Origin of the sequence: Actinoallomurus sp. CA-150999, assembly GCF_050942425.1 — a bacterium.
Lineage (GTDB): Bacteria > Actinomycetota > Actinomycetes > Streptosporangiales > Streptosporangiaceae > Actinoallomurus.
Genome location: NZ_CP192063.1, coordinates 1,867,928 through 1,880,566, shown reverse-complemented (window position 1 = coordinate 1,880,566; position 12,639 = coordinate 1,867,928). Strand labels below are relative to the sequence as shown.

Below are 12,639 nucleotides of genomic sequence, written 5' to 3'. Positions count from 1 at the left end.
GTCACTCCACGTCGAAGGACTCGCGGTAGTAGCGGATCTTGCCTCGGAGGTGCTCCTGCTGGGCGCGGAGCGCCTCGATCTGCCGGTCGATGCGCTCGTCGTGGGTCTCCAGCACGGCGACGCGCTCGCCGACCGTCTCCGCACCGCCCCGCGCGAGCTCGGCGTACCGCCGCATCTCCGCGATCGGCATCCCCGTGTCGCGCAGGCAGCGCAGTACGCCGAGGAAGCCCACGTCGTCGCTGCTGAAGCGGCGACGGCCCGCGGCCGTACGGTCGATCCGGTCGAGCAGGCCGATCTTCTCGTAGTAGCGGAGCGTGTCGATGCTGAAGCCGGTCTTCTCCGACGCCTGGGCCGGTGAGTAGAACGTCACGAACCGATGATCACACCTGGAGCGCACTCCAGGTCAAGCTCCAGGTGTTCCCGCTTGACCTGGAGTGCGCTCCAGAGTGCAGAGTCGGTCGCGTCCCCCGACGACTCCTTGAGAGGACACGACGATGCGACGATTCACGCTCGCCGACGGCACCGGCGTCAGTGCCCTGTGCCTCGGCGCCATGCTGTTCGGCACCCGGACCGACGAGAAGACGGCGTTCGCCCTCCTCGACCGTTTCGTCGAGGCCGGCGGCACCCTCATCGACACCGCCGACAACTACGCCTTCTGGGAGAAGGGCGGAGCCGGCGGGGAGAGCGAGACGGTGCTCGGCCGGTGGCTGGCCGACCGCGGCACCCGCGACCAGGTGGTGATCAGCACGAAGGTCGGGGCGCAGCCGACCGTTCCCGGCACGAGCTGGCAGGAGAGCGGTGAAGGGCTCTCGCCGGCGGCGATCCGGTCGGCGATCGAGGGGAGCCTGCGCCGGCTCGGCACCGACCACGTCGACGTGTACTGGGCGCACGTCGAGGACCGGACCGTACCGCTCGAGGAGACCGTCGACGCCTTCGCCTCGCTCGTCGAGGAGGGCAAGGTCGGGGTCCTCGGGGCGAGCAACCACGCCCTATGGAAGGTCGAGCGGGCCCGGTCGATGGGACGGGACCAGGGCCGCGCCGCCTACACCTGCCTCCAGCTCCGCCACTCGTACCTGCGCCCCCGCCTCGACGCCGCCGACCCGGACTTCCACCTGTTCGGGAACGTCGACGCGGAGACGCTCGACTATGTCCGCAGCGAGCCGGACATGAGCCTGTGGGCCTACAGCCCGCTGCTGAGCGGCACCTACACCCGTCCGGACCGGCCGCTGCACCCGTCGTACGACCACCCGGGCACCCCGGCACGGCTCGCCGCGCTCCAGGAGGTGGCGAACAAGACCGGGGCCACGGTCAACCAGGTGGTGCTGGCCTGGCTCATGGGCGGGGACCCGCCGATCATCCCGGTCATCGGCGTCAGCTCCGTCGAACAGCTCGACGACGCGCTGGCAGCGGCCGACCTCGAACTCGACGAGGACCTCCGCCACCGCCTCGACGACGCGGACGGCTTCGATCGGTGACCGCGCTCCTGCCCGATCTTGATGACGTCTTTCCCGCCAACCAGCGCGAGCCGGGAGCGTCTGGCGCTCTCAGCCGGTGACGTGCCGTAGGTACAGGCTGGGCTTGGCCATGAACCGTCGCCAGTGATCGACGAGCTGCAACTTGTCCCAGGCGGTGCGATCGAGGCCGTGGTCGCCGAGTTCGATGATGTCGGCGCCGGGTGTGGCGGCCAGGACCGGTGAATGGGTGGCGCAGATGATCTGGCCACCGATCTTCGCCAGGTGGTCCATGAGGGCGACCAGGCGCAGGCAGGAGGTGAAGGACAGGGCGGCCTCGGGCTCATCCATCAGGTACAGGCCCGGTTCGTTGAACATGGCCTCCAGCACCGTGAAGAACCCCTCACCGTGGCTTTGCTCGGTGAGGTCTTCCTCCCAGAAGCCGTACATCCCCGAGACGTTCTGGCCGAGGTTGAACAGGGTCTCGGCACGGAAGAAGAATCCGGAACGGCGGCGGCGTGGGCCACTGATGAGTCTGAGCCCATTCGAGGTCAGGTCGGTGCGTAGTACCTCGCCGAGCGGGGTCGACTCGCCGGTGCTGGCGTACTTGGTGCCGGCCTTGCCTCCCTGGGAGGAGATCTTGCAGGCGCCGGCGATCGCCTCCACGATCGTGGACTTGCCCGAACCGTTCTCCCCGACCAGGAACGTGACAGGTCGCCCGAATGACAAGCCGTGCTCGGCGAGGTGCTGGACCGGCGGCAGGGTGAATGGCCACGCGGGCCGGTGGTCGGGGTCGAGGTAGATACGGGTCAGCAGCATCAGGCATCCAGGATGCGGTCGGCGTGCTCGTGCAGCGGTACGGCCAGGTCGAGGTAGTCACCTCGGTCGATGCGGCGGAGCATGTGCCCGATCACGCACAACTGTGCGTACCGGCCTTCCGGCGGCTCCAGGACGTCGCCGAAGGTGTCGTGCACCTGTCGCGCCATGTCCGGCACGAGCAGGCTGTGGCAGTACAGGCTGGCCGCACCGTACCCGGCCGGGGCGCGGCCCCAGTGCTCCCAGTCCAGGACCCACAGGCGCGGTGCGGTGAGGTTGGCCCAGTGCATATCCATGTGCTCGGTACTCCATGCCGGGCGCAGGTGGTCGGCGCGGGCACCGAAGAAGACCCGTAGCGTCGGCTTGTACCAGCCGGGGCTCTCCGCGCCGCGGCGGGTTGTCTGCCCGGCGAGGGCGTCTAGGGCGTCACGCAGGCTCTTCCACCACGAGCGTGGCAGGTCGAGGGGTTCGTGGAGTTCGGGTGTCGGCGAGCAAGGCCGGTCAGATACGAAGGTCATCAGCTCCGCATAGATCATGACCTCCGCCTCGTCCCATTCGATCCGGTCCAGCAGCGCGGGCTTGGGTATGTCGCTCAGGTGCGCGGCATCCTGGTTACCGATCCACTCCTCACTGCTGGTCCAGTCGCGATGCTCGGCCGTGGCCCGCAGCCACAACCGCTTCCCTTCCTTCAGAGCGGGGGCGCCTATCGTGCGGTCCCGCCAGCCGAACACCGCCTCACCCGCCAGCGGCGCGCCTATCCGGTCAGCGGCTTCGGCCAGCACGCGACGCAGGAATGACCGTTGCCGCTCCTCCTCGGCCTGCTCGCCGGTCATCGATCCCCCGATTCGTGTCTAGCGTGTTGGCCTGCAGTTGTTCGGACGGCAGCTCATGTCAGGGCTGCATGTCCGATCCTTCGGGCTACACGGCCCGCAGCTATAGGAGGGGGCGCAGTTCCCTTTCGGCCGGCAGTTGTTCTGCGGGTTGCAGGCGGGGCTGCAGCTTGGTCCGCACTGCGGGTTGCACATCTTCGGGGTACACGGCGCCTCGATCGGTTCGAAGTGCGCGTTGAGGTATTCGGTCACCGACGCCGTCTGCGGGCCGACCACGATGTCGCTGAGCGTGCTGTCGTTGACGTTCCCGATCGGAAGCCAGCGTGCCATCACGCATGGCCACACAGTACCGTCCGGGCCGACGGCGACGTTGCCGCTCGTGCACGCGCCGCACAGCTGGTCAACCCCTTGTGGGCGGTCGCGGACGCCTCGGCCGATCTGTCGCAGGTCGTCATACCCGATGTCGGTGACGCCGAGGTCGGCGAGCATCGCCTCGGCCTGGCGGGTGCGCTGGCCGTCGAGAACGCCGATGATGCCCACCCGCAGCGGGATCGAGCGGCGTACGGCTTCGGCGATGTTCGCGCGGGTCCGGAGATGGCCCGGCCGCCGGGTGATGGCGGCGTGCTCGATGGGATCGTCGGAGTACCAGGAGGTCGCCAGCCTCACGCCGGGCCGGGTGAAGGTGTCCCACAGGTCGGCGCGGACATGCACGAGGTTGCTGAACACCTCGACCTCCATGCCTCGCTCCAGGCCATGGTCGACGAGCTCGGGCAGCGCCGGGTGGAGAGTGGGTTCCCCGCCGATGAACTGGATCAGCTCGACGCCGAGCTCGGCTGCCTCATCGATGACCCGGCGCCAGTCCGGCACGGTCATCATGCCGTGCGTGCCGGTAGGCCCCGATTCGTTGTAACAGTGCGTGCACTGCAGTTGGCACTTACCTGTGATCTCTAACCACACGAACCGCGTCTGGTTTCGGTGCATGGTGACGCTCCTTTCTCAACGCGAACAAAATGCAGTGTCGGTGCCCTGGTTCACGCTGTCAGCCCCGTTTCTGTTGGCCTTGCTGCTGTGGGATGGGCCGTGACCCCGGCGCCCGCGAAGTACATCCGGGGCCGCGGCGTCCGGCCTCTCCTACCGGGACTTCTCGCGCGGCCGATCGCAGGGGGTACCGGCCGCGCGGGGGTCTAGGTGATCTGCCCGTACTGGGCGAGGACCTTCTCTGCCGAGTCCGGGTCGACCTTCATGAGCCACAGCATCGCGTCCGGGCCACGCTGACCGGCGGGCTGCCCGACCACGTAGACCGTGCGCAGGATGAGCAGCAGCGCCTCGAGCTCCTCCGCATAAGTCGAGCGGCGGGGGCTCACGTGGGCACCCCGATCTGCTCGAGCTCGGCGGCCGTCAGGACTACGTCCGGTGCGGCGATGACGACGTGCACGGTCTTGCCGTGCTCGAAGTAGACCGTCCACCGGGCGACAGCTCCCTCGTCGACGATGTGAAGCCCGCGGCCGTGCTCGGCGAGCTGGCCGCCCTCGTCGGAGGCCGGCAGGGGCCGGTGGTCGGGGTCGGTGACGGCCAGGTGCATGTACCGGTCGGTGACGACGAGGTTCATGCCGATCGGGTACACGTCGTACGGCCACGCCCGCATGGCGGCGGTGGCGACGATCGCGTTCGTCACGATCTCGCTCACCAGGAGAGCGACCTCGTACGGGTCGTGCGGGGATCCGTCGACCTCGCTGCGGGCGAACGCGCGGGCCCGGGCGGCGTACTCGGGGAGAGCTCGGAGCACGAGCCAGGACGACGGCGGGGATGGGGGGCGGTCGGCGATGACCGCTGGGTCGGATGGCACGGGGGATCATCTCCCCAGGTAGGGAGCCTGGCTGGCAAGGCCGGGCGTGGCGGCTAGGTACGCGCTCATCATGCTCGCGACGGACCTAACTCGCAAGACCCAAGTTAGGTTGCGCGACTATAGTCACGAATGTCAGGTTTCCATGAACGTGATTACGGAGCGCATTACCATCACCTCACCTGGCCACTTCGAATCAGCGGAGACACCCATGCCGACACGGGAGAGCCCTACCCTGCGCCGCCGTCGCCTCGCGCAGCAGCTGCGCAGCCTGCGCGACGATGCCGGCATGAAGAGTGCCGAGGTCGCCGCCCGGCTGGAGTGGGCGCCCAGCAAGCTCACTCGCATGGAGCGCAACGAGGGCAAGCGCTACGACGTCAACGACATCGCGCTGCTCTGCGAGATCTACGGCACCGACGATCTCCTACGTGAGCACCTCATGCAGCTCGCCCGCGACGGTCGCAAGAAAGGCTGGTGGGACCCCTACCACGCGTGGCTGTCGGAGGAGCTGTCGAACTACATCGGTTTGGAAGCCGAGGCTGCCAGCGTGCTCGCGTTCGAACCTCTGATCGTGCCCGGCCTGCTTCAGACACCCGAGTATGCGCGGGCGATCATCGGCGGAGGCCGGGCCACGGCAGGTGGCGAGCAGGTAGACGCCAAGGTCGAGATCCGCATGCGCCGCCAGGAGGCGCTGCACAACGACCCGGCACTCCGCGTCATCGCCGTCATGGATGAGGCCGCATTGCACCGCCGCGTCGGCAGCAACGAGACCATGCGAGCCCAATTCGACCACCTCCAGAAACTGACCCGACTGCCGAACGTCACCCTGCACGTCATTCCGTTCGAGGCCGGCGTGCACCCCAGCGTGAGCGGCTCGTTCAACATCCTGCAGTTCCCAGAGCCGACCGATCGGGATGCGGTGTACGTCGATCTTCTGGTCGGCCAGATGTTCCTCGAGGAGCCGGAGGAAGTCGGCGCCTACCACGATGCATTCATCAGTCTCGTTGGGCAGGCTGCGAACCCCAGCGTTACGCTGACGATGCTGGCCGAACGGTCCAGCCATTGAGATCAGGAAGACGTACCTATGCCACCCAGAGATGTGTCCGGTGCTGCGTGGAGGAAGAGCCTCCGCAGCAACCAGAACGGCGCATGCGTTGAAGTCGCGACGCTGACCGAGCGCTCCGACGACGAGTAGCCTCAGAGAAGGAAGAAGGGGCCCCGGTGCTGACGCCGGTGGCCCCTTTTCCGTACCTAGCCGCGCCCAGCGTACCCCGCCGGGCCGACGGTTGTGGATCAGAAGCCCAGGCTGTGATCACAGGAGACGACTGCGTACTGCCCGGAGCTCTTCGCGGCCTTGACCTTGACGCCGTCGACGTCGATCTCGCACGTCACCGTGCCGCTGCCCTGGTTCTGCGCCGAGATATCGACCATCGTGAACGCGTCGCGCTTCACCTTGAAGGACTTTGTCCACGGCAGGCTCGCGCCCTGCTGCTGCTCTTGGCCACTGGCCGTCGAGTACGTCACGTCGGCGGAGTCGGCCGACCCGCCGACCCGATAGGTGATGACCCGGGTGTCGCTCTTCGGCTTGGCCACCTTGGTCGGCTGTGCGGGAGCGGAGCCGCCGGCTGCGGGTGGCGTGGCGAGGTTCGGGTCGGAGTCGTCGGGGGCCTTGCAGCCCGCGAGGACGAGGACGGCCAGGGCGGCGGCAGCGATGAAGCGCATGGGTTCCCTCCGTGGTCGATGCGCGTGTTGGACGCAGCGCGCAGAGTGACGGGTGGCGTGGTGACCTGCTCCGGCCAGTCGGAGCATCCGGTGTAACGCCGGGCTCAGGGCGAGATCCAGCCCGCGGCGATCGCGAGGAGGATCGTGCCGCCCGGCCACAGGCGGGTACGGGCGAGCACCCAGACGGCACCGGCCTTCAGCGAGACGCTCCCGCAGGTGTCACGGCGAAGCATCGCGGCTGCTCGCAGATCGGGCAGGCGCCCTCGGCGAGGAGTTCGGCGACCGCCTCGACGACGCGGGCGGCTTCGGTCGGTGATCTCGATCGCTGTCCGATCTTGACGGCGAAGAGCCTCCCGTTACAAGCTCCGTTAACTAATCAGATGGGGATGTTAATAAGCATCCACGTCGCGATGTCAGAGACAGGCAGGAGGAGCATGGAACCCGCACGATCCATGACCCGGCGGAGGCTGCTCACGAGCGCCGGAGGCGCCGGGCTGGCCGGCGCCGCGGCGCTAGTCGCCGACGCCGGGCAGGCGTCTGCCCGCACGTACGAGTTCGACCTCGTCTTCAACGTGCCCGACACCGGCAACATTCAGGGGCTCGCCTACCGGCACGGCCGCTTCTACGTCGGGTTCGACGTCGGCGGCGGCAACGGGGTCATCCGGGTGTACGACCGCTCCGGGAAGAAGCTGAAGGAGACTCAGCCGCTGGCCGTCGGCCACGCCGCCGAGCTCAGCATCCGCCCCGCCGACGGGATGCTGTACATCGCCACCGGCGGCGGCACCAACCCCACCAAGGTCAACGTCGTGAACATCGCGACCCACGACCCGAAGATCGTCCGGACGATCGACTTCGCGTCGCTGGGCAACTCCGGGCTCGTCGCCGTCGACCCCCGGCGCGACGGTCTGCTCGTCCACGCGGGACCGGGCGACCAGGGGCCGTTCGTCTTCGCCTTCACCGACATGCGCGGCAAGGTCCGGTCGACCTTCCCCCTGCCGTACCAGGGCGTGCCGCAGGGCCTCGAGATGGCCGGTGACAAGATCCTCTACTACACGGACAACAAGATCACCGTGTTGAACCGGCGAGGCAAGATCACCGACACGATCGACATCCCGCTGACCGGCGAGAGCGAGGGCCTCGCCGTCGCGCCCGCGGGTCGAGGCACCCGGGTCTTCTTCGGCTACAACAAGCCGAACCGGATCTACGCCATGCGCCCCGTCTTCCGCTGAAGGACCGGTCGCGTCGCAGCGCTCCCGAGCCGGCCGGCGACCCGCTCGCCGCGCCAGCCGGAGCGCGAGGCACCGAGGCACCCTTGACCACCGGTGGGACGGAAGAGATCTCGTCAGGCCGTGGGGATCTTCTAACGGCACCTCCACATCGCGCGGCTCCCGGTTCGCCCAGGCGCTGCGCTCGAACGCCGCCCGCAGTGTCTCGAGCTCGGTGTCGACACTCGCGCCCTCATCGGACGCGCCCGGCAGGTCGTCGAGGTCCAGCAACCGATTATCAAGCACGCGCTCGGACAAGGCGTCCTGCTCGGCACCCACCACCCTGACCGCCCCCGTGTGTTCGGCCACGGCGACCACCGTCGCCAAGACCCGATGTTCACCCCCAAGGCACTCCGCGAGGTGTACGACGGCCTCGCCTCCGTCCGGGAACGTTTCGGCGCGACCGTGCCGGACCTGGCGCGCGTCGCACTGCATTACGCCCTCGCCCGTGACTCGGCCGCCCCCGCCTTGGTCGGCTTCCGAGACGCCGAGCAGATCAACACCACGATCACGAGTCTCGGCGAACCGCTGACCGGCGACGAAATCGCCTGGTTGCACCGATCGCTCGCCCCACTCCGCGACGCGTTCGCCTCCCGGACGGCGAAACGCCACGCGCCATGACCTCCCGTCCCTAGGCTCCCCACTGGGACGACCCACCATCGAGGAGAGAGCGACAGTGAAGTACATCGAGGTCGAGCAGAAGTTCGCGCTCACCCAGCCGGACAAGCTCAAGAAGGAGCTAGAGGAACGCGGCGCCAAGCGCGGCCCGGCCGTCCGGCAGGTGGACACCTACTACAACACCCCACACCGTGACTTCCTCGCCCCCGCCGTGATCTCCGAGTGGCTACGTCTCCGCGAGACCGACACCGGCGCCTCGGTAAACTACAAGCGGTGGCTTCCCGAGGACGCCGAAATCAAGACGCATTGCGACGAGTACGAGACGCCCGTCGAGGACGTCGAAGCACTGCGCCGGACGCTCATCGCCCTCGACTTCACGAAGCTGGTCACCGTGGACAAGACCCGCGAGGAATGGACCATCCCGGGTGAGGTCATCGTCGCGTTCGACACCGTGGCCGACGCCGGGCACTTCGTCGAGTTCGAGTTCAAGGGCGAAGCCGAGAGCGCCGAGGAGGCCATCACACGCCTCCAAGAGTTCATCGACGGACTCGACGTGCGCCTCGGCGACAGGATCAACCGGGGCTACCCCCACATGCTCCTCGGTCGGGAACGCTGAGTCACAGCACCGCCCTGCCACCACAACACGCCCAGAGCACCCCATGTGCCTGGGCCGTCCCCGTCCAGCCAAGCCAGCCATGGGCAAGGCTGGACAGGATTCAGCGGCCTTTATCCAATCCCGATCTCGTCAGACCGTGGCGATCCGTTCGAGGAGGGCTGCGAGGCCGTCGGCGTCGAGGAGGTCGGCGGGGCGGATCGTCCGGTCCGCGGCGACGTAGTGGAACGCGGCGCTGACCTTGTCGAGCGGGACCTCCGCGAGCTGCGCCCAGGCGATGCGGTAGGCCGCGAGCTGCACGGACACGACACGGGCCTCCTCGCCGGTGGGCGGGCGGCCGGTCTTCCAGTCGACGACCTCGTAGCCGCCGTCGTCCGTGCGGAACACCGCGTCCATCCGGCCCCGGATCAGACGGTCGCCGACCATGGTCTCGAACGGCACCTCCACGTCGTGCGGCTCCCGGTCGGCCCAGGCGCTGCGCTCGAACGCCGCCTGCAGCGTCTCGAGCTCGGTGTCGGCGCTCGCGCCCTCGTCGGAGGCACCGGGCAGGTCGTCGAGGTCCAGCAGCCGCTGCTGGCCCCAGCGGGACTCCAGCCAGCGGTGGAAGGCGGTGCCGCGCCGGGCGTACGGGGCCGGGGGCCGGGGCAGCGGCCGACGGATCTGGCGGGCCAGCGCCGCCGGGTCACGGGCCAGCGTGACCAGCGACGACACCGACAGGTGCGCGGGCAGCTCGACGGCGAGACCGTCGACGCCGCGCGCACGGTCGCGCTCGGCCAGCAGGAGCTCCACGTCGCGGGCCCACGCGGAGGCGCGGCGGCGGTCGCGCGGCGCGAGCGGGAGGTAGCCCAGGCGGAGCCGGCCGTGGATCGCGTCGTCGACCATCCGGGCGCCCTCGGCGACCGCGTCGTACCGCTCCCCCTCCGGAAGCGCGGGCCAGGAGGCGGTGTCCTGCTCGGCTAGCAGCGGGTTCTCTTCGCCGACCGGCTCGTCGGCCCAGTAGCCGACCTGGCCCGCGCCCGCCTCACACGCCTCCCGGATCTCCTCCAGGAACGGCGAGGGCTGCAGCGGACGGCTGGCGGTGCCCCAGCGGTACCCCGTCGCGATCAGCAGGTGCCGGGCGCGGGTCACGGCGACGTACGCGAGGCGGCGCTCCTCGCGCAGGTCGCGGTCGGCGGTGGCGGCGTTGAACTCCTCGACGTCGTCCTTCTGCAGGCCGTTCAGCGGCGGCAGGTCGGCGCGGTCGCCGCGGAGCGGGTACGGCAGGACGCGGGCGTTCGTGGTCCACCGGGAGGAGTTCTGCGGCCGGGCGGGGAAGACCGATCCGGCGCCGGGCGCGCCGTCCTTCGTCGGGCTCCAGACGAGACCGGGAATGGCGACGACGTCCCACTCCAGGCCCTTGGCGGCGTGCACGGTCAGGAGTTTGACGCTGTTGGTCTCGCCCACGCGGCCCGCCTCCAGGCCGAACTCCTCGGACTCGGCGGCCTTCAGGTAGGCGAGGAACGCCCCGAGCGTCGGGTCCTCCGCGTCGCCGGCGAAGGACGCGGCGGCGTCGACGAACGCGTCGAGGTCGGCGCGCGCGGTCACCGGGTCCAGGCCGGGCCGGGAGGCGACCTCGATGTCGAGGCCGAGCGTGCGCTCCACCTCGGTGACCAGGTCGGGCAGTGGCAGGCCGACGTGGCGGCGCAGGACCCGCAGCTCGTCGCGGAGACGTTCGAGCCGGGCGTGCCCCTCGTCGCTGTACTTCTCGGCCGGGCCGGGGTCGTCGAGGGCGTCGACGAGGCTGCCGTTCTCGTCGTTCAGCTCCTGGACCACCTGCCGGAGCGGGTCGGCGGCGTCGAACTGCGAGCGCGATGAGCGGTCGCCCAACGCGCCGTCCTCCCCCGTCCGGTCGCCGCTCCCGGCGTCCGGTGACGGCCCGGCGTCGGGATCCAGGTCGCGGGCGCCCTCCCGGGCCAGCTCTCGGGAGCGGCGGCCGAGGGCGACCAGGTCGTGCGGGCCGAGGCGCCAGCGCGGGCCGGTGAGCAGGCGGGCCAGGGACGCTCCGGCCGTCGGGTCGTGCACGACCTTGAGGGTGGCGACGACGTCCTGCACCTCCGGCACGGTGAGCAGCCCGCCGAGGCCGACCACCTCGACGGGGACGCCACGGGACTCCAGCGCCGCCCGGATCAGCGGGAACTGCGCGCGCTTGCGGGCCAGGACGGCGACGTCGGACGGCTGGAGACCGGGCCCGTGCCGGCTCGTCTTCTCCCAGACGTCGCCGTCCGGGGCGAGCTCCTTCGGTTGCCTCAGCAGGCGGACGATGCGGTCGGCCAGCCGCTCGGCCTCGTCCTCGACGGTGTCGAGCAGCCCGCACTCGACGCGCCCGCGCGCCTGCTGTGCCGCGCCCGGCCACAGCCGGGGCACGTCCTTGGCCTCCTCCCGCAGCTCGCCCTGGATGCGGGCGGCCGCGTCGAGGACCCGTTCGCCGTTGCGGAAGCTGGTCGACAGCTGCCGCATCGGCGCGGGCCGCTCGCCGTACGGGAAGTCGCGGACGAAGCCGAGCAGGTTACCGGCGCTCGCACCCCGCCAGCCGTAGATCGACTGGCAGGGGTCGCCGACGGCCGTGACCGGATGCCCGCCGCCGAACAGCGATTTCAGCAGCACGAGCTGGGCGTGGCTGGTGTCCTGGTACTCGTCGAGCAGCACGGCGGCGTAGCGGGACCGCTCGATCTGGCCGACCTCGGGGTGCTCGGCCGCGATCCGCGCGGCGAGCGCCATCTGGTCGCCGTGGTCGAGCACCTCCCGCTTGGCCTTGGCCCGCTGGTACGCCTCGACCAGCGGCATGAGCTGCTCACGCACCGCCTGCGCGGTCGTGATCGAGCCCTGGTGCTTCTTGGTCGGCTTCTTGACCTCGGCGTACCGCTCGTTCAGCCAGCCGCCCAGCCGCCGTACGTCGTCGGGGGTGCGCAGGTGCTCCGACAACTCCCCGGACAGCCCGATGACCGCCTTGGTGACGGTGTCGGGCCCCCACTCGACGGCGTCCATCGGCCCGTCGTACGCGTCGACGGCGCGCGCTGCGATCTGCCAGGCCACCGCCGGGGTGACGAGCCGCATCGTGGGCTCCAGCGCGGCGCGCAGCGCGTGGTCGCCGAACAGCCGCGCGGCGTACGCGTGGTAGGTCGACACGGTGGGCTCGCCGTCGAGGATCTGCGGGTCGATGAGATCCTCGTGCTCGCGCAGCTGGTCGAGCCGGCGGCGTACGCGCTCGGCGAGCTCGGCCGCGGCCTTGCGAGTGAACGTCAGGCCGAGCACGCGCTCGGGCCGGATGAGCCCGTTGGCGACCAGCCAGACGACACGGGCCGCCATGGTCTCGCTCTTGCCGGACCCCGCCCCGGCGATGACCGCCATCGGGCCGAGCGACGCCTCGATGACGGCGGCCTGGTCGGGCGTCGGCTCGGGCACGCCGAGCCGGTGCGCCAGCTCCTGCGGACTGATCACCGCA

At 69.9% G+C, this 12,639-nt stretch carries 15 protein-coding genes; 6 read left to right on the top strand and 9 right to left on the bottom strand.

Annotated features, from left to right (window positions below; translation table 11 throughout):
• Window position 1: 1 nt before the first annotated feature.
• Entirely contained in the window at window positions 2-370 is a 369-nt protein-coding gene (locus tag ACQP2O_RS08930; protein WP_433181670.1) for a MerR family transcriptional regulator, read from the bottom strand.
• Between the two features lie 124 nt (window positions 371-494).
• On the opposite strand from ACQP2O_RS08930, the gene ACQP2O_RS08925 reads away from it, so the two are divergent.
• The gene (locus ACQP2O_RS08925) at window positions 495-1,475 is read left to right on the top strand and encodes an aldo/keto reductase (RefSeq protein ID WP_433181668.1); all 981 of its coding nucleotides are present in this window, start codon (window positions 495-497) and stop codon (window positions 1,473-1,475) included.
• Window positions 1,476-1,544: 69 nt separating this feature from the next.
• On the opposite strand, the gene ACQP2O_RS08920 is transcribed toward ACQP2O_RS08925, so the two are convergent.
• From ACQP2O_RS08920 to ACQP2O_RS08900, 5 genes are all read right to left on the bottom strand, one after another.
• On the bottom strand, window positions 1,545-2,270 hold the full coding sequence (locus ACQP2O_RS08920; RefSeq protein ID WP_433181666.1) for an AAA family ATPase: 726 nt from the start codon (window positions 2,268-2,270) through the stop codon (window positions 1,545-1,547).
• The gene (locus ACQP2O_RS08915) at window positions 2,270-3,100 is read right to left on the bottom strand and encodes an aminoglycoside phosphotransferase (RefSeq protein WP_433181665.1); all 831 of its coding nucleotides are present in this window, start codon (window positions 3,098-3,100) and stop codon (window positions 2,270-2,272) included. The genes ACQP2O_RS08920 and ACQP2O_RS08915 overlap by 1 nt, the downstream gene beginning before the upstream one ends.
• Window positions 3,101-3,118: 18 nt before the next feature.
• Window positions 3,119-4,078 carry a radical SAM protein gene (locus ACQP2O_RS08910; RefSeq protein WP_433181664.1) on the bottom strand — a complete coding sequence of 320 codons (960 nt, stop codon included), beginning with the start codon at window positions 4,076-4,078 and terminating at the stop codon, window positions 3,119-3,121.
• Between the two features lie 203 nt (window positions 4,079-4,281).
• Entirely contained in the window at window positions 4,282-4,461 is a 180-nt protein-coding gene (locus ACQP2O_RS08905; RefSeq protein ID WP_433181662.1) for a hypothetical protein, read from the bottom strand.
• Complete coding sequence (locus ACQP2O_RS08900; RefSeq protein ID WP_433181661.1) at window positions 4,458-4,943, bottom strand: ATP-binding protein; 486 nt, start codon at window positions 4,941-4,943, stop codon at window positions 4,458-4,460. The genes ACQP2O_RS08905 and ACQP2O_RS08900 overlap by 4 nt, the downstream gene beginning before the upstream one ends.
• A gap of 208 nt (window positions 4,944-5,151) precedes the next feature.
• On the opposite strand from ACQP2O_RS08900, the gene ACQP2O_RS08895 reads away from it, so the two are divergent.
• Both ACQP2O_RS08895 and ACQP2O_RS08890 read left to right on the top strand, forming a co-directional pair.
• On the top strand, window positions 5,152-6,006 hold the full coding sequence (locus ACQP2O_RS08895) for a helix-turn-helix domain-containing protein (RefSeq protein WP_433181659.1): 855 nt from the start codon (window positions 5,152-5,154) through the stop codon (window positions 6,004-6,006).
• Between the two features lie 18 nt (window positions 6,007-6,024).
• The gene (locus ACQP2O_RS08890) at window positions 6,025-6,135 is read left to right on the top strand and encodes a DUF397 domain-containing protein (RefSeq protein WP_433181657.1); all 111 of its coding nucleotides are present in this window, start codon (window positions 6,025-6,027) and stop codon (window positions 6,133-6,135) included.
• 98 nt (window positions 6,136-6,233) lie between these two features.
• Here the strand turns inward: ACQP2O_RS08890 and ACQP2O_RS08885 are convergent, their stop codons facing one another.
• Window positions 6,234-6,662, bottom strand: a complete 429-nt coding sequence (locus ACQP2O_RS08885) for an MmpS family transport accessory protein (protein ID WP_433181656.1) — start codon at window positions 6,660-6,662, stop codon at window positions 6,234-6,236.
• 104 nt (window positions 6,663-6,766) lie between these two features.
• Window positions 6,767-6,895 carry a hypothetical protein gene (locus ACQP2O_RS08880; protein ID WP_433181654.1) on the bottom strand — a complete coding sequence of 43 codons (129 nt, stop codon included), beginning with the start codon at window positions 6,893-6,895 and terminating at the stop codon, window positions 6,767-6,769.
• Between the two features lie 201 nt (window positions 6,896-7,096).
• Here ACQP2O_RS08880 and ACQP2O_RS08875 point away from each other — a divergent pair, with 201 nt between their 5' ends.
• From ACQP2O_RS08875 to cyaB, 3 genes are all read left to right on the top strand, one after another.
• Window positions 7,097-7,891 carry a hypothetical protein gene (locus ACQP2O_RS08875; RefSeq protein ID WP_433181653.1) on the top strand — a complete coding sequence of 265 codons (795 nt, stop codon included), beginning with the start codon at window positions 7,097-7,099 and terminating at the stop codon, window positions 7,889-7,891.
• A gap of 369 nt (window positions 7,892-8,260) precedes the next feature.
• Window positions 8,261-8,548 (top strand): hypothetical protein, encoded by a 288-nt coding sequence (locus ACQP2O_RS08870; protein WP_433181651.1) that lies wholly within the window; start codon window positions 8,261-8,263, stop codon window positions 8,546-8,548.
• A 55-nt stretch (window positions 8,549-8,603) separates the two neighbouring features.
• The gene (cyaB, locus tag ACQP2O_RS08865) at window positions 8,604-9,161 is read left to right on the top strand and encodes a class IV adenylate cyclase (protein WP_433181650.1); all 558 of its coding nucleotides are present in this window, start codon (window positions 8,604-8,606) and stop codon (window positions 9,159-9,161) included.
• Between the two features lie 129 nt (window positions 9,162-9,290).
• Here the strand turns inward: cyaB and ACQP2O_RS08860 are convergent, their stop codons facing one another.
• Window positions 9,291-12,635: an ATP-dependent helicase gene (locus ACQP2O_RS08860; protein WP_433181648.1), complete on the bottom strand. Its 3,345-nt coding sequence runs from the start codon at window positions 12,633-12,635 to the stop codon at window positions 9,291-9,293.
• Window positions 12,636-12,639: the final 4 nt, after the last annotated feature.